General features: G+C 56.9%; 14 protein-coding genes and 1 pseudogene. 12 read left to right on the top strand and 3 right to left on the bottom strand.

The genetic code is table 11. The features are described 5' to 3' along the window. Window positions 1-280: 280 nt before the first annotated feature. From X756_RS140595 to X756_RS0135340, 4 genes are all read left to right on the top strand, one after another. Window positions 281-1,498: a cytochrome P450 gene (locus tag X756_RS140595; protein WP_023727121.1), complete on the top strand. Its 1,218-nt coding sequence runs from the start codon at window positions 281-283 to the stop codon at window positions 1,496-1,498. Between the two features lie 40 nt (window positions 1,499-1,538). Next, window positions 1,539-1,730, top strand: coding sequence for a ferredoxin (locus X756_RS1000000168090; RefSeq protein ID WP_081725572.1), 192 nt, complete (start codon window positions 1,539-1,541; stop codon window positions 1,728-1,730). A gap of 332 nt (window positions 1,731-2,062) precedes the next feature. Then, the gene (locus tag X756_RS140600; RefSeq protein WP_023687343.1) at window positions 2,063-2,674 is read left to right on the top strand and encodes a nitrogen fixation protein NifQ; all 612 of its coding nucleotides are present in this window, start codon (window positions 2,063-2,065) and stop codon (window positions 2,672-2,674) included. A 1,001-nt stretch (window positions 2,675-3,675) separates the two neighbouring features. Continuing rightward, window positions 3,676-4,173: a hypothetical protein gene (locus X756_RS0135340; RefSeq protein WP_023706369.1), complete on the top strand. Its 498-nt coding sequence runs from the start codon at window positions 3,676-3,678 to the stop codon at window positions 4,171-4,173. 269 nt (window positions 4,174-4,442) lie between these two features. On the opposite strand, the gene X756_RS140605 is transcribed toward X756_RS0135340, so the two are convergent. Continuing rightward, on the bottom strand, window positions 4,443-4,685 hold the full coding sequence (locus tag X756_RS140605) for a hypothetical protein (protein ID WP_023731284.1): 243 nt from the start codon (window positions 4,683-4,685) through the stop codon (window positions 4,443-4,445). A 22-nt stretch (window positions 4,686-4,707) separates the two neighbouring features. Between X756_RS140605 and X756_RS140610 the strand changes: the two genes are divergently transcribed. Next, window positions 4,708-5,376, top strand: coding sequence for a hypothetical protein (locus X756_RS140610; RefSeq protein WP_023702833.1), 669 nt, complete (start codon window positions 4,708-4,710; stop codon window positions 5,374-5,376). 55 nt (window positions 5,377-5,431) lie between these two features. On the opposite strand, the gene X756_RS04440 is transcribed toward X756_RS140610, so the two are convergent. After that, window positions 5,432-5,635 carry a DUF6471 domain-containing protein gene (locus tag X756_RS04440; protein WP_023731283.1) on the bottom strand — a complete coding sequence of 68 codons (204 nt, stop codon included), beginning with the start codon at window positions 5,633-5,635 and terminating at the stop codon, window positions 5,432-5,434. Between the two features lie 89 nt (window positions 5,636-5,724). On the opposite strand from X756_RS04440, the pseudogene X756_RS01000000165995 reads away from it, so the two are divergent. The 6 genes and pseudogenes from X756_RS01000000165995 to X756_RS0135325 form a co-directional block, all read left to right on the top strand. Next, window positions 5,725-6,195 (top strand): annotated as a pseudogene (locus X756_RS01000000165995) (IS1595 family transposase); the annotation flags it as partial. Window positions 6,196-6,488: 293 nt separating this feature from the next. Beyond that, complete coding sequence (locus X756_RS140615) at window positions 6,489-7,922, top strand: hypothetical protein (protein WP_031239381.1); 1,434 nt, start codon at window positions 6,489-6,491, stop codon at window positions 7,920-7,922. Continuing rightward, a complete protein-coding gene (locus tag X756_RS140620; RefSeq protein WP_031239380.1) occupies window positions 7,915-8,733 on the top strand; it encodes a hypothetical protein in 819 nt (272 codons plus the stop codon). The genes X756_RS140615 and X756_RS140620 overlap by 8 nt, the downstream gene beginning before the upstream one ends. Beyond that, window positions 8,733-10,046 (top strand): hypothetical protein, encoded by a 1,314-nt coding sequence (locus tag X756_RS1000000166805; protein ID WP_023731280.1) that lies wholly within the window; start codon window positions 8,733-8,735, stop codon window positions 10,044-10,046. The genes X756_RS140620 and X756_RS1000000166805 overlap by 1 nt, the downstream gene beginning before the upstream one ends. Next, a complete protein-coding gene (locus X756_RS140625) occupies window positions 10,043-11,083 on the top strand; it encodes an OmpA family protein (RefSeq protein ID WP_031198374.1) in 1,041 nt (346 codons plus the stop codon). The genes X756_RS1000000166805 and X756_RS140625 overlap by 4 nt, the downstream gene beginning before the upstream one ends. Before the next feature lie 59 nt (window positions 11,084-11,142). Beyond that, window positions 11,143-12,297 (top strand): DUF4236 domain-containing protein, encoded by a 1,155-nt coding sequence (locus tag X756_RS0135325; RefSeq protein WP_031239378.1) that lies wholly within the window; start codon window positions 11,143-11,145, stop codon window positions 12,295-12,297. Between the two features lie 33 nt (window positions 12,298-12,330). Here X756_RS0135325 and X756_RS1000000168085 read toward each other — a convergent pair whose 3' ends face one another. Next, window positions 12,331-13,218: a thermonuclease family protein gene (locus X756_RS1000000168085; protein ID WP_084569971.1), complete on the bottom strand. Its 888-nt coding sequence runs from the start codon at window positions 13,216-13,218 to the stop codon at window positions 12,331-12,333. Window positions 13,219-13,693: 475 nt separating this feature from the next. On the opposite strand from X756_RS1000000168085, the gene X756_RS140630 reads away from it, so the two are divergent. After that, entirely contained in the window at window positions 13,694-19,282 is a 5,589-nt protein-coding gene (locus X756_RS140630; RefSeq protein WP_031239377.1) for a DUF3320 domain-containing protein, read from the top strand. The last annotated feature ends 26 nt before the right edge of the window (window positions 19,283-19,308 follow it).

Below are 19,308 nucleotides of genomic sequence, written 5' to 3'. Positions count from 1 at the left end.
CGCGACTTGCTTCGACAATTTGATCAGCAGGGCAGAGGTGATTGACCAGTCTCTCAACCCTAACGGGGAAGCGGCCGTTTTGCTTCATGACCGGAGCGCGGCGGAGATGCCCCTCTGATCGACTTCGCAACCCATCTCATCCGCGCTGGTGCAGGTGGGCTGTATCAGGCGACAGAATCTAGAAGGCGCCCGACAAGAGACGTGCCCATGCTGGAAATCGACTTTATGAACAGCGGTGCAATCTCAATTGAGCCATGAACGCCAATGTAGAGAAAACAAAATGGCGACCAACCCCGTTCCAGATCATGTCCCGCCCGAAATGGTGAGGGACTTCAGCCTGTTTACATCGCCAGGGATGCCACCAACACCCAACGGGGATCCACACGCAGCTGTCGCTTGCGTACATGACGGGCCTCCGATCTTTTACTCCCGCTACAACACGCAAGATGGCCGGGGTACCTGGGTCATCACCCGTGCCGCGGACCAGCGGAAGGTGCTGCAGGACGCAGAGACTTTTTCCAGCCATCGCAGCATCTTCTCCTCCATACTGGGTGAGAACTGGCCGACGATCCCGCTTGAGCTCGATCCACCGGCCCATGGCGTCTTTCGCTCACTGCTTAATCCGCTGCTTTCGCCAAAGCGGGTGTTGGCTTTGGAACCGGCTGTCCGCGAACGGGCGGTCGAGCTGATCGAAAGGATCGCCGCGTCGCGCACAAGCTGCGACGTGATGAAGGATTTTGCCTTTCCTTTCGCGGTGAGCACCTTTCTTCGCTTTCTGGGGTTGCCTGATGACCGACTCGATACATTCGTCGGCTGGGGGAAAGATCTGCTCCACGGCGACGATAAGGAACGACCTGTGGCTGCCCGGACGATCGTGGCATTCATCGACGAACTTGCAGCCATGCGCCGCGATGAGGCGGTTGACGATTTCATGACCTTTATAGTGCAGGCACAGGTCGAGGGCCGCCGGCTGACTGACACCCAAGTCCGCGGCATCGGCGTGCTTGTCTTCGTCGCTGGGCTCGACACGGTCGCAGCAGCTATAGGCTTTGACTTGGCGTACCTCGCACGCAACCTCAAAGATCAGCAATTGCTGCGGAGCGAACCGGACCGCATCCCGCTCGCAACCGAAGAATTGCTGCGGGCCTATCCGCCCATTCAGTTGATCCGCGTGGCCACGAAAGATATCGACTTCGAAGGCGCGCCGATCCGGAAGGGGGACTATGTTTCCTGCGCCACGATGATTGCCAATCGTGACCCGGCGGAATTCGAATGCCCCAACACGATTGATTTGGAGCGGGAGGACAACCGCCACGCAGCGTTTGGCTATGGTCCCCACCGTTGCCTTGGCTCACACCTTGCCCGGCGCGAGATTGTCATTGGCCTGGAGGAGTGGCTGGCGCGCATCCCGGCTTTCAGGATCAAGCAGGGTACGGCGCCGATAACTTCTGGCGGCCATGTGTTCGGGATCGAAAATTTGATCCTGGACTGGTCTTAGGCCCGCCCCGAGCCCAGGCACAGACAATGGAGGCAGCGCCATGCGCATCATCGTCCAAAAGGCCAAATGCCAGGGCCACGCGCGATGCGCGGCGCAAGCGCCGGACATCTTTAAACTCGATAATGACGGTTACATCCTGCCTGGTGACATTGAAGTTGCGGAAGGGGAGGAACTGCCTGCATCACGAGGCGCGCGATCCTGTCCTGAACGTGCGCTGGAACTCACTCGCTGACGCTCTGGATGAGACGGCATTCAACCGTGAGTCTGGCGGCTTGAACCATGTGGCCGCACTCAGCACGCGACCTCTGTCCCGCACGGTTCACGTCCAACTCTGCGGGGCAAATTCCGGCGCCAGTGTTCCCCGTGAGGCGCAAACGGCAGGGCCGGGGTTCGCGAACCTCTCCGAATCACAGAATTTGCGCCAGAGCCGATGGACCAGACGAGAATTGCCGAACTACTCGACGCGAGGCGACCCGGAGTGCCGTACCGAAGAACTGCCCGACCCATGTTGCGGCAGGCCGGGTCTCTGCATGATTTGATAGGGCGAAACCAGGAGAACGCGCCATATTTGCCCAACATTATGCCCGGCTCAGCACCGGCCAATGGCCGCAGCTGGAGAGAAGGTTCGACCAGCATGTGCTTGCCTGTGTGCTTTCACGTGCGCTCGAGGAGATCGAGGCCGGCGAGGCGACGGCGACGGAGGCAACCGGACTTTCGCGCGCCGAGTTGCGCGATGTCCTGTCCCGCTGTTTCCCTGCTTTTCCTATCAACGCGTTTGCCTTGGAAGAGGGGAGCGAGCCTGAGCCGGATCTGGAAGAAGAACTTCTGCGCGGACTGTTGCTGGCGCATGCCCGGCCCGACGACAAGGCAAGCGCCCGCTTCGCCAAGATCATCGCCCGGCGTGCCATGCGCAATGACCACCTCTGGCAAGACCTTGGCCTTTTTAGTCGAAGCGACCTCGGCCGCCTGCTCGCCTCGCATTTTCCGACGCTGGCGGCCGGCAACACCCAAAACATGAAATGGAAAAAATACTTTTACCGAAAGCTCTGCGAGGCCGAAGGCTTTTCGCTGTGCAGCTCCCCCAGTTGCCGGGACTGCAATGATTTCGAAAGCTGCTTCGGCCCGGAGGAAGGCGAAAGCCGCCTCACACGGACCAAGGACAACGCCCAGGATTGAGAGCCGCTTGCGTCAGTCGTACAGCGTCAGAGCTCGCGCCGCGCCATCTGTCTGTTGTCAAATCTCGACGGACGCCTTGGGGGATTTGAATACTGTGCGCTCGCGATGCTCGCTTCGGCGGGTCGTCGTCATGGCAGGCGCGAGTCGAATGTTTGTTAGATGCCGCCACAACCTAAGCCGGCATCATCAATCGCTACAAGCGCAAGGAGTTGAAGGACACGTTGCGCGATCTTGAGCAGGCCGGACTTGGTGACCAGCTCGTTAGGTTTTCCAATTCATGAGTGGCTAGAGCGATGGGTGTACTGGCGTTCGATCTCGTCTATTTTTCCGGCCTGACGGCAGACCAACTGCTAGGCAGCGTCATCTCACTTCTGGCGTGTTTGCTCCTTTATAACGCTCTGGCTCCGGACCGAGTTAATCGATAGGTCGGCGGCCGCTCGGCGTCACTGCTAATGCCCTGATACGATTTTAGGAAACGGGGTCTGCAGTGTTTTCTTCCGCTTCGGCGCCACATAGCTTTCAACCAGGCGAAATGCTCGACGTCGACAGTTACCAGCGGCCGTAGGTTGATGGTCACCGTGTTTGGCGCTCAGAACTTCCTCCGTGCTAGTCAATGGCGAGCATCGGAAGCGATTTTGCAGGTTTTGCGCTGACGGGATTCTGGCTCGGCCCGCCGGTCGGGTTCGTCAAAAGGTGCTAATATAGCGTTGTATGTCCGATCGGCGGTAGTAGCCGCTTACTGATCGCCGGACGGTCATCCCTGAACCTTGTTGCACCGCACCTGGAGTGCTTAGGGAATGATATTATCTGACAAATGGAAAAATCACGTAGGAGCCAAAGTAAAATTTTATTATATCTGACTCCTCAGAATTACCAAGTAATGATCCAAGAACGAATCTTTCGCGGGCCGTTAAGTTGTTTTTCAACTCTAGTGCGTCACTATGGCGTCCGTAGGTCCCAAAAAATGTCCCATCCTTTGCAGGGCAACAAGGAGGCGTACTATGGCAAGAATTTTTGAAATTCTTACGGGCAGTCTGACTGCCGGATGTGTTCTCGTAATTCTTTGCATGCCAGCGACTGCAGCTGGAATTAATGTCGGAGGCGTCGGCGGGGTATCCGTCGGCAGCGGAGGCGCCAGCGCTAATGTGGGCGGCAACAGCGGCGCTACGGCTAGCGTATCCCTAGGCGGTTCTGGGGCAAATGCCGCAGCCTCCGTCGGCGGCACTGGCGGAGCGACTGCTTCCATCGGCACCGGCCGCGCCAATGTCGGTGTCGTCACCGGGGTCGGTACCGACGTAAATGTCGGCGTTGGAACCAATCCAGCCGCCAACCCCAGCAACCCGACCGCTTCGAGCAACCCGAATCTGGCTAGCGTTGTCGGCGATATGTCGAACGCCCAGGTCACTCGGATGAAGAAGCGCTGCGTCGAAGTGCTTAGCAACGAAGATACCTATGATCGTGAGCTGCGCCGGCTCTGCTTGCTGATCTCGCGCCGCTAACCAGCGACCCCTTTCCGACCTGTCGGGGCTGTCGACATGACACTCTCCAGTTCCGGCAGTGGAAGCCCGCCCGCCGAAAGGTTGGCGGGCTTTTACAGTCAGCGTTTTTCCATCCGCAGCAGGCAGGATGTTTAGGCACTTTCGCGTATGTAAACGTTGACACTTAAGGCGCTTTCGCCTCGTAGGCAAGTTGTGTAACGCCTTGTTCTTGAACAAAAAATGTGAGAACGCCTAGTTGCTTAAGCGAAAAGCGCCTTACCGAGCGGATATCAAAAATAAACATTGTAGCGATCTTGCAACCGCCCGAGGCCGCTTTTACGCGTTCGGAGCAAGTCTAAGGCCGATAAGTCATTGTTTTGCTTATGTTTCTTCACGTCACGGTGGCGGTAGGTGTAGCCGGGAATGTCCTGCAAATGGAACGTATTGCCGGGAGGCGAGTAGCGGTAGATAAATCCGAATTGGTCGGTGATCCCGTTGACGCTCGTATAAGTGATCTCGCCATACAGATACATATGGAAGGGAACCCGCCCCTATGTGAGTATCGGACAGGAAAAGCTCATTCAGCACATTGTTTGTGATAGGGCCGCCGCGATCAAAAGCTGCAGGGCTAAGAGCATCGTCTGCCCCGAGCACCCGTTCAACGTCATTGATTTCTCCGGGATGGTAATGCGGAGTTGGCGGCAAGTTGCAAAGCCGGAGGCTCGCCCGAATCTCGTTTATGATGGCAGGAGTGCGTCCGAAATTCTTGATCGAGTATGCCGCTTCCGGAATTGGTCTTTTGTTGTCGGGCTTGTCAGCCCAATCGTGCGTCACCCCCACCAACGGTTTGGTGGCGGTGACGAACAAATACGGGCGCTCGATATCGAGCAAAGCCTTTTCGGCAATGTCGGCGCTGCGCTGGGTGTGCCTAGCAGCCTCTTTGGCGTAGTAAGCAGCGGCCATAGCAGCGGCGAGCGTGAAAGCACCCACGATAGCGCCAATGGTGGTCCAGTTCGCCGACTGTTGGGCAGCGTCGGCAGCGTTCCACTGGGCACACAGATCGGAACTGCGATCATCGTGACCTGCTTGGCATGGGTTAGTGTAACTTGGGGGTTCATTTGCCTGTTGGACTGGCGGAGGGCTTGCCGCAACAGGGTTGCCTATGGTCTCTTGATGCTGTTCGGAATGTTGGGGCTGAGTGCTCTTGCGCTCGTCTGGCGGTAAAGCCGCCCCGAGTAAAACTACTCCGAAAGCCGCAATGAGGACGCCCCGATAGCGTCTAAGCATTGCAGTAAGAACGCAGCGCTAAAGCCCCCCGGCTTATTTTGTTGTTCAAATTACGCTCGGTTTCGTGAATGTCCATAGTCGCCAATTTTTCGGCGAGTTGGGCATAGGTAACGCCCTTCCGCTTCAACTCTGACTTCAAAAGGTTCTTGGCTTTCGTCTCGTATTCGACGGTCTGCGGGTCGTCCTTGCCTGCCATAGCCTCGCCTCAAAAAATATCATCACAGTCGGTGGTACAGGCCCCTGTATTTGGCGATACAAGCCCCGCATATAACCGGATATGTGACAATAGCCCAACACTTCCTCCTTTCCGCCGAAAGCCGCTCCCTTTCTCTGAAAGAGATTTACAAGGGTGGCGAGGAAAAGGCTTACGACGCGTTCAAGCGCCTTCGCTGGGCTTCGACTCAAGGCGAGCCTGTTTGCCGGAAATGCGGGTGCCTGGATCATTACGACATTCCGACCCGTCGCAAGTTCAAGTGCGCCGCTTGCGGGGGCGCAGTTCTCGGTTACGAGGGCACGATCTTCGCCTTGGCGCAAGCTGTCGTTTGTCGATCTGCTCGCCGCGATCTGCCTGTTTGTTAACGGCGCGAAGGGCATGTCGGCGGTCCAGTTCTCTCGCGATCTGGACGTGCAGTACAAGACCGCCTTTGTGCTGGCTCACAAGCTGCGCGAAGCCTGTCGGCTGAAACCAAGAACGAAACCCTTGAAGGCGAGGTCGAGATTGACGGCGCTTACTTTGGTGGCGTGGTGCGCGCCGAGGGCGCGCGCTTCTGCTACTGCGCGAACGCCTCTGGAGTCGATTTTTAGCAGCTCATTGGCGTGATCTTCAGTTCCTTCGCCACAAAGCCCGGCGGAGAAGAGTGTGCTGCCTGGCCTATTCATTGGCCCAAGTCCGCTTGCCACGGCAGCTATCGTTGTCATTTTTACATCAGACGATCGTCTCGTGAGCAGTGGACCGCAAAGTTGCGAAGACGCAGTTGCCCTTTGCTTCTACTGTGCATAGAAGCCATTTGTGCGGGCAGAGGTACAAAAATGGGTGCGGTGCTGTGGGAATAAAATTCGAAAAGCTAAATAAACTGCGGGAGACTCTACTAGAGGCAAATCACGATTTCCGCGCCAGCACCCAATTGTTCAATAGCTTGGATGTCGCGAAAATTGATCGCGAAATGGATCTTGAAGGTCGTGGAACGCAGCGAGGCGAGGCTAACCAGCCCCCGAAAACGGCCAAGAATTTCGACGATATAGAGCACACAGTTATCGAGAGGGTCGAGGACGAAAAGAAGGCCGCACATCACACACTCGAAGACAGCCTACAGCTACTCTCCGGCCGATTGGCTGGCCTCGACTTTGAAGAGCAGTTTGGTCTGATCCGTCAGGCGAACGCCGCCAGTGTTTCCGATTTCAAGGCCTCGATCGCGGTGGGCCTGGACGAACTTCACGGATTGCGCAAATCGCTCAACGATGCGGAGAAAGAACACGACTGGTTCAAACAGAAGCACGGGCTTGTCCGGGCTGTGAGGGTTCAACACGGAGCGGCCCATGTTTTCCGAGTGTCCCTGCTAATCTTCCTGTTCCTCATTGAAACGGCGATGAACGGAAATTTCCTCGCAAAGGGAAATGAACAGGGATTCTTTGGCGGGCTCCTCGAAGCCGCCGCTTTCTCGTTTTTGAACATCGGCGCCGCTCTGCTGTTCGCAATATTCTGTGCACGCCTGGTGACTCACAGATCGCTTTTTGTGAAGTTGATCGGCGCGCTGTCGATAGTGGCCTATATCGGCTTGGCATTGACCATAAACCTAGCGCTTGCGCATTACCGCGAGGTTAGCGGGTCCTTTGTGGACGGAGCCGGCGTCGAGGTCGTGCGCAGCATGCTCGCCAATCCGGCTGGCCTTATGGACGTGAAATCCTGGCTTCTGTTCGGCATTGGTCTCATGTTTTCGATTTTTGCGTTTATCGACGGCTGGTTCGTTCTCGACCCATACCCGGGCTATGCGGGTGTCGAAAACAGATTGGTGGCTCGCCGGGAAGACTACATCGAGCGCAAGAGCGAGCTCATCGAGGCTCTGCAAGAGGTGCGCGATGAGCACAACGAGAAGGTGGAGGACATCGTCAAGCGGCTGGGGAGCAGACGCAGGGAGCATCGAGCGATCATCGACCATCGGTCGAGGCTGCTGACGCTCTTTGCGCAGCATCAAGACCAGCTGGAGCGAGCCTGCAACCAGCTTCTCTCAAAGTACAGGGAGGCCAATTTCCAGGCCCGCACAGAGCCAGCGCCAAAACATTTTGCCACACCCTACAAACTTGAGCGCATAAAACCCCTGATATCGTCCGACGATGAATGGAGCGAGAAGGACCTGGGCGCCTCAATTCGTGACGCGCAGGAAGAACTCAACGCTCAGGTGCGGCTCATCGGGCTGGAATGCGAGCGCGGGATCGAACAGTACCGAGATCTCGACAAGCTTCATCCGGATAGCGTGAATGGCTAGGCGGGGTCGCAGAAGAAAGAAAGGCAGTGGCGGCACAATTGTCGCAGCAGCCGGATTGGCCGTGCTGTCGGCTGTGATGCTGGCCGGTTTTGTTTGGATGTGGTCGAGATCCGGGAAGGACCAAATCGACATCAGCACGAATTGCCCACTGAACGGACCTGTGAGCCTGACAGCGGTCTTGATCGACGCCACCGACCCGATTTCGCCGATAACCATGGCGGATCTGAAGAATGAATTCCGCAAGACCATTGGGCGCGTCGAGCCTGGCGGCTATCTCAAGATATTGACGCTGGGCGCGAGGCCCGGCGACCTGACTGTGATGTTTGATGGATGCAATCCGGGCGACGGCTCGACGGTCGACAGCTGGACGAACAATCCGTCTCGGCGGCAGAAGAAATGGGAAGATGCGTTCGAGGACCCTTTGACGAACCTTCCCGACCAGATTCCCAATGGAGAATCCGCGAGCCAATCTCCGATCATGGCCGGAATTCAGAAAATCAAACTGTCGCTATTCGATAGCAGTTTGGCGAAAGAGAAGACCGCTAAGCGAATAATAGTCGCGTCAGATATGATCGAACATACGGCGCTGTACTCACAATATCGTTCGGATCTCGATTATCAGAAGTACCTTGATAGCGCGGCTGACAGGACTTACGGGACATCGCTCGATGGCGTCGGGTTTACGATACTCTACGTCGATAGGGCGAAGAAGCCATTTGGCTCTTTCGAACATGCAGAGTTCTGGACCCGGTGGGTTCAAAGCCATCATGGTGATTTTGAGAAGCTGGTAGGGTTGGAGGGGTTAAACTAATGGCCAAGAAGCGAGGGGAGTCGTTCTTAGGACATCCGAGCCTGCCCCTTTTCGTCTTTGCGACGCTAACCCTGGGTGGCTGCGTGTTCATCGCAATAGCCAAGCTGTCGGGCGTAGACCCTATAATGGCGGCGAGCGCACCGGTGTGCCTGATGCTCATCTATCTTGCCGCGTCCGTCTTCACCGGCAAGCTACGGCTCCACGATGAGCAAACAGGCGACAATCTCTACTACATGGGTTTCCTGTTTACGTTGACGAGTCTCGGCGTATCGCTGTTTCAGTTTGGTTCCGAAGGATCCACCGACACAATCGTGAGGAACTTTGGTATCGCGGTGACGTCGACGATCACGGGCATTGCTTTGCGGATCTTTTACAATCAGATGCGCCGCGATCCTGCCGACATCGAACGGACGGTCAGGCACGAACTGGCGGATATGACGCGGCGTGTAAGAGCCGAGATGGAAAGTGTAACCAGGGAATTCGCTGACTTTCGCCGCGTAAGCAATCAGATGTTGGAGGAGGGTTTTGCCGAAATCGCCGTTCAAGCGGAGCGGAACGGAGAGCACATAAGATCGGCCCTGGATAAAATCGCGATGGAATCGATCAGACCAGTTCAAGTGGCCTCGGGAAAGCTCAGCAATGCTTTGAGCCACAATTTTGGGCAGATCGAAAGTCAGTTCTCGTCGATCGCACAGCGCGTCGAGGCGGCAGCCGATCTGCTCGACAAAGCCAACAGCTCAATGTCCTCTTCAGTTGGCAGACTGGGTGAACAGGCCGAAAGCGTAGCCACCAAGTTGGAGAAGGTTGTCGTCCCTGATGAGGTCCTTAAGAACGATCTGGCGCCGATGGTGAAACTTCTTGGCAGCGCGGTCGCTCAGTATGCTGTCAAAACAGAGACGGCTTCGCAGGAACAGCAAGCCCGCATGGCGGGCATCGTTGATGCTGTGGCTAAAGTGGCCGCAGGTGTGGAAAAGGCTGTGGCAGCCGCAGAGCAAACAGCGGAGAGCGTCCAAGCGCAACAACGCTTGACCCAGGCGCTTGCCGCAGTGGTGCAAAAGCAAAGCAAGGACACCGGAGACCTTGTCGCAACCTTGGCAGGAAGAACCCTTCACGCGCCGAGGCCTGTTCCCCCTCTCAACGCTCCTATCGCGATTGAACAGCCACTGGCAGATCTGGCCGCAAATGACACCGTCGAGAGCGCACCAATTCGGGTCGAGCCTGAGCCCCAACCAGACGCTTTCCAAACTCTGGGAAGCGAGCCTGCCGCCGAACGAACGGAACCGCCTAAGCGAACCAGTTGGTGGGGCAGGTGAGTGACGCTGGCGGGACTTCGGTCGCCTTCGAGCGCAAGGGTTTTGGCCGCGGTTTGATACTGGGCCTGACCATGGCCGAGACGATGCTGCTTTTGGTGTTCTGCCTGTTGCTAGCAGCCGGTGCTATCATCACGAAAAAGCAGAAAGAGACCGATGAGGCACTGCGAGCCACTCAATCAAACAAGGAAAACGTGCAGAGGCTCGAAGCCGAGAACAAGCGGCTTCTGGCTCAGATAAAAGCGGTGTTTCAGCCCACGAGGGGAGGAACCGTTCCCGACGAACAATGGCGCGAGCTGGTCCTGGCCAAGGATGCTGTTAAGTCGGTCAAGGAAGCAGGTATTTCTCTGGAGGAGGTCGTGCGAAATGCCCCTGTCGCGAAAGTCCTTGCGGACAACGACATAAGCATTGATCAGACCAAGGCCATGATAGATGCGGCGAAGGTCTTGAGAGAATTCGGTTACGCCGGCACCGACAAAGGGCTGCAGGATCTGGCTGATGTGCTCAAGGAGGCTGCAGAGCCGACGCAAGCAGCAAAACCTCACGATTGGCCGCCGATCATCAGTCTCAGCGAACTGGATGGCTATAATTTCGATACCGGAAGCGCAGAGCTTTCGAATGCCTTCAAAACAAAGTTGCGCGATCTTGCGAAGACCATCGCCGGGACTGCGACCTCGTACGGTGTCGACGTGATTGAGGTAATTGGACACACGGACGAACAGGCAATGGCGGGCGAATCCTCCAACATGGACAAGGGGCTCCAACCGGTCCTGTCAGGGAAAGTGGAAATCGGCTCACTCCATCCCGCCGACAATGCCGGTCTTGGGCTGGCCCGCGCGATTTCAGTTACAAGTGTGCTCAGTGACATGCCCGCATTAAAGGGGTTTACGATTTTGCCGATGTCTGGTGGTCAGCTCATCCTGCCCGGCGATCATCTCACCGACGGAGCGCAGATTGGCGATGTACGGGCTCGAAGGCGCATCGAGATTAGGGTGAGGCAGCGATCAAAATTGGCGCCGGTTGGTGGCGCCAAGCCATGAATGGGGACGAGAGACTGGCGCCTTAGTCGGTACGGCAGTTGAGTTGGGGGGATTGGGCTATGGGGTTTTACGTTCGAAAATCGATCAGTGCGGGACCATTCCGCTTTAACTTTTCGTCCGGTGGGGTTGGCGCTTCCGTTGGCGTGAAGGGCCTCCGCATCGGCACTGGGCCAAGAGGTCACTACATCCACGCCGGCGTGGGTGGGCTCTACTATCGTGGCACTTTAGGCAAGGCCAGCGCGAAGAAGGTAGTTCAGCTCTCTCAGACCCCATCTGCGCCGCAACCCCGTCCACAATCCTCGCGCCCGGAATACGTCTCTGACGGCGTCGTGATGAGAGAAGTCGAGTCCCGCGATGTGGTGGAAATGCGTGACGAGACATTCGCCAATGTGCTCGATGAAATCAATGCCAGGCAATCGCAGACGCGGCTGTCCGTAGCACTCGCGGTTTTGTTCGGGATTGCAGGTTTCCTTGTGGGGACCAAGCTCGGAGGTGCCGCACCGGTGCTGGGCATCGGTGCCTTTGTGCCGGGTATGCTCATTGGCAAATGGTTTGACAGTTACCGCCGGGTGAGCGTGCTCTATTACGATCTGGAAAAAGACGCGGAGGCCGCCTACGGGCGACTTGTCGGCGCGTTCGAAACTCTCACCGGCTGCGCAGGGAGATGGCATGTCGCTGCCGGCGGCAAGATAGAGGATCTGACTGCTTGGAAGCGAAATGCCGGGGCCAGCATGCTGGTCGACAAAAAGCCCACGACACTTACAAGCTCCTTGCCGAAGGTTGTACGCAGCAACGTTACTCCTCCTTCAATCCATGTGGGTCGGCAGGTGCTCTTCTTCATGCCTGACCTAGTGCTGGTGAAGGACGGAAACCGATACGGCGCAGTCGGATATGCCGATCTGCAGACCCAATTCGCCCCGAGTAATTTTATCGAGACCGGCAAAGTTCCATCTGATGCGGAGATCGTGAGCTACACCTGGGCTCACCCAAACAAAAACGGCGGGCCTGACAAGCGCTTCAAAGACAATCGGCAGATTCCTGTATGCCGCTACGAAGCGTTGCGGTTTTCTAGCCCGTCCGGACTTAACGAGCTGGTGGAATTTTCCAAGACAAACGTCAGCCAGCCCTTTTGCCAGGCTCTATCGGCACTCGCGCAATTGCATCGAAGCTCCGACCGCCAATTCATAACGCTAAATGCGCACACTAGGGAGTGATGGTTGGGGATGGGCTCAAAGCGTGAGCCCAGGTCAGCAAACGCCTTCGCACGGAATCCCGTCGCTATCTCGATCCAACTTGCTCCCCCATGAGCAGTTGGCGAGATACCAACGTGCTTCTTCGCAAGATGAAATCTGCGTGCACAAGCGGCGAGGTTGGCATGAGTAGCTCTGTGCTACTTGGCGACGGCTGACAAGCCCAAGGGGGCTTTTGGTTGGGCTCGCAGATTCGGCATGTTGTTCGCGCCAATCCCAAGGGTTGTCAAACGTCCCAATCCAGATTCCAACCTTTGCGGTTTCAGCATTAGTTTGCTGTTGCGCATAGGCGCGGTGGCTATAGCGGGGCCAGTCCAAGGCTTGGCCATGTTCGACCATCCAGGACGCGGCGCTGACACCGTCCGCGCGCCGACAATCACCGACGAAGCGACGGTACCGATCCCATGAAACAAATGTGCATTGGACAGGCTGCGAAGCCGCAAGGAAATTCGCCAATGCTTCGGCCGCCCGGCGCCCGCAGGGGTATTGATGTGCGCTAGCGTCATTGCAGTATTGGCGGCTTTCGGGTGCATCGATGCCGTTGAAGCGGACGCGCTGCCCGTGGATCTCTATCGTGTCTCCATCAATCACCGATGCTATGCCTACTATCGGCGCCCGTCTCGACCCGGCCGAGTTTGCTATATCGAGACCACGTAACTGGTCACCCGAGCCTGTAAAATAGTGGGTCGCGTAAGCAGCCAAGGCCACCACGATCACCAGGATCAGAGGCAAGCGCACATCTGGAGAGAAACGTCTGCGGACGATTGGTTCAGCGCCGCGCCTTGGTCGCGCGCGGCGACGATGAGAATAGCGATTGTTATTCAATTTCCGATCCTTTGCGAAACGCAAGCTGCATGATTTGTAACGTGCCTCTGCACCATTCATAGGCGCCTTTTTCGCTGGCGCTGGTTTGCCTTGTAGTTCGGCGCTTTGAACACCATGGTGCCTTCGCAGATCAGCCCGAAGTCACGACTTTGTAGTTACCTTTTCCGTAAACACGACCATCTTTCCGCGCTGGAGCCTACAAGTTTTCTCGGAATGAAATTAGGAGGCCGATTCAAAAAGAAGTCGGCTTGTGCGCCAGTTGGTCGTGGCCGGTGAGGCGGATGCCAGAGCTGCCAACACCTTGTCCACACGTATGATGGCATTTTGTCTGAAAGGGAACCTCGAGATCAAGGTGGGGATGCGAAGTGTCCGGAACGTTAAACAAACATCCGCAATTTTTCCACCAAGCCGCAGTGCTCACAATACTAAACGATTGAAGTGTTGGTGGCAGCCATTCGAGGTTGAAAAACCAGATTTTATGTTGCGGACAGCCCTTGTCTAGGCTCTATGTGTCCAGCCTATCAGGGGGGTGTGAGTGTCGGAAGTTGAAAAATCGGTCTTCCAAAGCGATCTGCCTTTAAAGGAAAAGCTCGAGCGAGCCAGGATGGAATTGCTCGACCTTTCTGCTCGCAACCGACTTTTGAATGTGCCACGGTTTTCAAAGAGCGCGAAGACGATCGATATTGTCGACGAGAGGTCGTCTGAGATCTATCGATTGCTGGTGAGCGAAGGAAAGGCTTTTACCTTCCTGGCCGGCAAGCCGGATCGGCCGAAGGCAGGCCAGGTTGAAAGCAGCCCTCCAGACGAGGAAATCGACTATTCCCCCGTTGCTCTTGCTCAGCCTGAGGACGAAGGATTCGACGACAGAGGGGTATCTGCGCGACATTCTGACACCAAGCTTCAGACGAGGATGACCCCAACGGGGCTGCAGCGCCGGCTCCTTGATCTCTACCACGATGCCCGCACACTTGAGGAAGAGCAGGGCGTCAATATCCTCTTTCTGGCCCTTGGCATGCTGAAGTGGATTGACCCGAGCAACAAAGAAAACATCCGCCAGGCTCCTCTCATTTTGGTCCCGGTACGGCTGGAGCGAGGGGCCGCTGGAGAAAAGTTTCGGCTGCGAGCTCGTACGGAAGATCTTACCGCAAACCTCTCCTTGGAACTCTATCTCGACCGCATTCACAAGCTCGCCCTGCCGCGTTTTGAAGTAGGAGACGACTTCGACGTCTCGGCCTATCTCGATGCCGTTGCCGAAGCAGTGTCGACCAAAGAGGATTGGCAGGTGCTTGCCGATGATATGGTGCTCGGCTTCTTCTCGTTCGCTAAGTTCTTGATGTACCGTGACCTGGATCCGGATCTCTGGCCGGATGGCGCAAAGATTATCGAACAACCGAAGATCCGCTCGCTTCTTTCAGATGGTTTCGAAACACGCGAACCGCTGATGTCGGACGACATTGCGATTGATCCGCATATCGCGCCTGCCGAAATGTTGCATATCGTCGACAGTGACAGTTCTCAGACGCTGGCGATCCATGATGCAAGAAAGGGTCGCGACCTCGTTATCCAAGGTCCTCCCGGGACAGGAAAATCGCAGACGATCGCAAACATTATCGGGTCGGCCGTTGCCGATGGAAAGACCGTGCTGTTCGTTGCGGAAAAAATGGCCGCACTTGAGGTCGTGAAGCGACGGCTTGACACTGCGGGGGTGGGGGACGCCTGCCTTGAGCTCCATAGCAACAAGGCAAACAAGCGCATGATGCTGGAGGAGTTGCGGCGCACCTGGCAACTCGGATCGCCTCGCGGACAGCTTGCTTCCTCCCTTACTGAACGCCTGCTGGAGGCTAGGGACAAACTCAATGCACATGCTATAAGGATGCATGTTCCATTTGGAACGTCCGAACTCACTCCATACCAAGTTCTTGGCCAGCTAACCCGACTAAGGCAGAACGGGCAAAAGCCAGTTGACATTGAACTTGAGGATACCACCGCTTGGACGAATGACGGTGTCTCGCAACGTCGCAAACTTCTCGATGACGTGTCTCAGCGGATCGACGAGATCGGCTTGCCGATCCACCACCCATGGCGGGGAGTTGGCCTGGATGTCGTTCTACCAACGACCATTGAGAGGCTCGTCCCACGCATTGCGTCGTCGCTGGATCAAGCAAAGGCTCTGCACGCCAAACTGGCCGATATTGCTGAGCGGATCGAGGCGAAGCCTCCGCAAATCCTCAGCGACAGCGGCGAGGTAGAAGATCGCGCTGAGCTTCTCGCGTCCGCACCTGGACTTCCTGCCGAGGCGCTAGTCTCGCCGGTTTGGGATGAGCGTCCAAAGGACATTGCATCGCTTCTCTGGACAGGAACAGATTTCAACCGCAAATCCGAGGAACTGTCGGAGCAGTTGGTGGCGACGGCTATCGACACGCCAATTGAAGGTCTCGAGACAGAGCTTGCTAAGCTTCCTTCAGACTTTCCGAAAGATGGTTTCGTTCGTGCGCGCCAGCTAACCGTGTTGCTCCCACGCTTAAGAGAAGAAGCTGAGCGGCTAAATCAAGAACTGGGGTCTACGGTTTTACCGGACACGCTTGCAGGACTCCTCAGGTTAGTGATGACCGGCGAGAGAGTTGCGGCAGCCCCCGATGCGAGCCCTGAGGCATTCGCAGCCACAGTTTGGGACTCCGGGCTGGAACAGGCTGGTGACCTTGCCGACAGCGTAGCAACGCTAGAGACTGCTAGAGCCGAGCTTCAGGGCAAAGTTGTTGATGCCGCGTGGAGTACCAACGTGGCCGCGGCGCGGCAAGCGCTCGCCGAGCACACGGGAATATTGAAAGCATTGAATGGTGACTACCGTCGTGCCACTGCACTTGTGCGGACTATTTTGGTGGCCCCTAGCGCGCCTGCGGCGGAGATAGTGGGTCTCCTCGACATTCTAATGAAGGGCCAGGCGGCCGCAGCAAAAGTGCGCGAAGGCGACGCCTTTGGCGGTTCCGCCTTCGGAGCCGATTGGCGCGGTGAGAGATCGTCTTCGGCACCACTCCAGGCCTTAGTGGAGTGGATGCGCACGCTGAGGGGACTTGGCTCGGAACCGCGAATTATAGCCGGGCGGATGGCGGAGCGCTCTGAAGCGGGCGCGCGTGCGGTCCGAGTTCGTAAGGTGATCGACATCGGTCAGCCGATTATCGAGGGGTTTTGGAACGATTTAGGCCACCTTGCGTCATCCCTGCAAGGTGACGTGGCTTCCGCCGAGCGGGCCTCGCTGCAAATGATGGAAGCGAAGGCAAGCACTGTAGCTCAAGCCGATGACGCGTCACGACAGGTTCTGACTGACGTTCCAGATCTGATCAGTGAGCGGGTGGAGATACTACGCCGACTAGGCAGACTACAAGCGCTTGATCAAGAGATCGAGGACGGGGAAAGCCTTGGCAAGTTCGCATTCGGCTCGTCGTGGCTCGGTCGAGGATCCGATTGGGCCGCTCTCGCGCAAGCCGAACTTTGGCTGAGAGAAAATGGCTCAATCCGGCATTTGGCTGCGCGGTTGCCTGAAAGAAAAGAGATCGCAAACTTGGCGCGTTCAGCGCGTGAAGCGGCCCAAGCGGCAGCGCGGGAATTGAAGGCGCTTGCAGGGGATTTGAAAGCCGATGCTCCCTCCTTGTTTGGAGTAGACGATTTTCCAGACGTCGCGATAGTCGAGGTTGTTTCTCGACTGGAGGGGTGGCTTGATCATCAGGAACAGCTCTCAAAATGGGTTGCCTATGGAGAGCGATCCGAAACAGCCCGAAAGGCTGGACTGGGACAGTTGATAGACGGCCTGGCCGACGGCCAGATTACAACAGGATCGGCGCAATCAGTCTTCGATATGGCCTACTACGAACGAGTGTTTCTAGCGATGGCGACCGATGAGCCGGAGCTGGCAAGGTTCGACGGGGAATTGCATTCCAGGGCTGTACGTGACTTCGCGGATCTGGACCGACAGAGGATCAAGGCCGGTGCCATCGAAGTTGTGACGGCTCATCACCGAAAAATTCCTTCAAGAGACGGCGGAGCTGGACCAGTCGGACTGCTTCGTTCTGAGATGGCGCGCAGACGGGGCCACATGCCTATCCGGCAGTTGATGCAGAAGGCAGGGCCTGCCATCCAGGCACTCAAGCCAGTGTTCATGATGAGCCCGCTTTCGGTGGCCCAATTCCTGTCGCCCGGCAGGATGTCCTTCGATCTTCTTGTGATGGACGAGGCGTCTCAGATACAGCCTGTGGACGCGCTCGGCTCGATCGCCAGGGCCAATCAGGTGGTCGTTGTTGGCGACGAACGCCAACTGCCACCCACGACATTCTTCGCCAAGGTGACAGGCTCGCAGTCTGAAGATGACGAGGGTGAGGGCGCGCAGGTCGCCGACATCGAAAGCATCCTCGGCCTGTTCACGGCCCGCGGCTTGCCGCAGCGTATGCTCCGCTGGCACTACCGTAGCCGTCACCAATCTCTGATCGCCGTATCGAACAGCCAGTTCTACGAGAACCGGCTTTTCATCGTGCCAAGCCCCTATACCCAAGAGGCAGGCATGGGGTTGCGGTTTAATCATGTGCCAGAGGGGGTCTTCGATTCCGGTGGCACAGGAACCAATCCGGTAGAGGCGAGAGCAGTAGCCGAAGCGATCATCCGTCATGCGAAGGTGAACCCGCGAGAGACTCTAGGCGTTGCAACATTTTCGGTTAGCCAACGCCGCGCGATCCAGGATGAACTCGAAGGGCTGCGGCGACTAAATCCCGATACGGAGGAGTTCTTTCACGCGCACCCCAGCGAGCCATTCTTCGTCAAGAGCCTTGAAAATGTTCAAGGCGATGAGCGCGACGTGATCATGATCTCAGTGGGGTATGCCAAGAATGCGCAGGGGTACATGGCCATGCGTTTCGGCCCTCTTGGTGCGGAAGGCGGCGAGCGTCGGCTCAACGTCCTCATAAGCCGCGCCAAGCGCAGCTGCGAAGTATTCGCGTCCATCACAGACGAGGACATCGACCTGGAGCGTGGCAAAGGGAAAGGCATCTTCGCCTTCAAGCTCTTCTTGCACTACGCGAGAACAGGGCGAATTTCGCTTGCCCAGGCCACGGTTCGCGAAATGGATTCAATCTTTGAAGAGCAGGTAGCCAACGCGCTGATCGGAAAGGGTTACCAGGTTCATGCTCAGGTTGGCATTGCAGGCTTCTTCATCGATCTCGCGGTTGCTGATCCGGAGAGGCCAGGCCGCTATATTCTTGGCATCGAATGTGATGGCGCAGAATATCATTCATCGCGCTCGGCCCGAGATCGAGACCGGCTACGGCAGTCTGTTCTGGAAGACCATGGTTGGATAATCCATCGCATCTGGAACGCTGACTGGTTTCAGAGGCCACGCGAGCAGCTGGAGCGAACCATATTAGCGATTGAGGCTGCGAGAAAAGAGCTCGATGAGCGGGCCGAATTGGGGGTCCAGAGAAATCGTGCTGTAGCCGTGCAGGTTGTTACGGTCGACAGAGGCAACGTGACGGAAATCGGTCTCGAAAGCACAAAGGGATCCGAGATACCCAATCGAGCCTACGAAGAGGCCGAACTAAACCGACCGGGATCGTTCGAACTCCACGAGACGCCCAGCGGAATCATGGCCGGACTGGTCGAGCAGGTGGTGGCTATAGAAACACCAATCCATGTCGACGAAATAGTTTCGCGTATTCGGGGCGCGTGGGGTCTGCAGCGGGCCGGTGGCAGGATTCAGGATGCAATCGAGCGAGGGGTAGGCATAGCGCAGAGAGGTGGTGCAGTAGCCCGTCGAGGCAGCTTCTGCTTCAAGCCAGGTGCTCCTGTTCGTCTCAGGGATCGCAGCGGCGTCGTGTCCGCTGGATTGCGCAAGCCCGAAATGATTGCGCAGGACGAAGTCGCCCAAGGCGCCATGGAAGTCGTGAAATCCAACCTCGGTGCGACGGAGGAAGAAATCGCAATAACCGTTGCGAGAATGCTGGGCTTCAAAGCCACAAGTGCACAATTGCGGCAGTTGATTTCAGCTGGGGTCGCCGATTTGATTGCCAAGGGCTTGCTGCGGCCCCAAGACGGTTTGTTGGTGGCCGGCGAGTCCGCGAGCGAGGCATTAGCTGAAGTGTGACCGGGCATTGTAGAGCCCTCGTTGCA

The sequence above is a fragment of the Mesorhizobium sp. LNJC405B00 genome, assembly GCF_000502615.1.
Taxonomy (GTDB): domain Bacteria; phylum Pseudomonadota; class Alphaproteobacteria; order Rhizobiales; family Rhizobiaceae; genus Mesorhizobium.
This window is presented reverse-complemented; position numbering and strand designations above follow the sequence as displayed.

Coding starts and splice junctions, on each gene's coding strand:
- X756_RS140595 (WP_023727121.1), top strand. CDS start 281: ATGGCGACCAACCCCGTTCCAGATCATGTCCCGCCCGAAATGGTGAGG.
- X756_RS1000000168090 (WP_081725572.1), top strand. CDS start 1,539: ATGCGCATCATCGTCCAAAAGGCCAAATGCCAGGGCCACGCGCGATGC.
- X756_RS0135340 (WP_023706369.1), top strand. CDS start 3,676: ATGGCAAGAATTTTTGAAATTCTTACGGGCAGTCTGACTGCCGGATGT.
- X756_RS140605 (WP_023731284.1), bottom strand. CDS start 4,685: ATGTATCTGTATGGCGAGATCACTTATACGAGCGTCAACGGGATCACC.
- X756_RS04440 (WP_023731283.1), bottom strand. CDS start 5,635: ATGGCAGGCAAGGACGACCCGCAGACCGTCGAATACGAGACGAAAGCC.
- X756_RS140620 (WP_031239380.1), top strand. CDS start 7,915: ATGGCTAGGCGGGGTCGCAGAAGAAAGAAAGGCAGTGGCGGCACAATT.
- X756_RS1000000166805 (WP_023731280.1), top strand. CDS start 8,733: ATGGCCAAGAAGCGAGGGGAGTCGTTCTTAGGACATCCGAGCCTGCCC.
- X756_RS0135325 (WP_031239378.1), top strand. CDS start 11,143: ATGGGGTTTTACGTTCGAAAATCGATCAGTGCGGGACCATTCCGCTTT.
- X756_RS1000000168085 (WP_084569971.1), bottom strand. CDS start 13,218: ATGAATGGTGCAGAGGCACGTTACAAATCATGCAGCTTGCGTTTCGCA.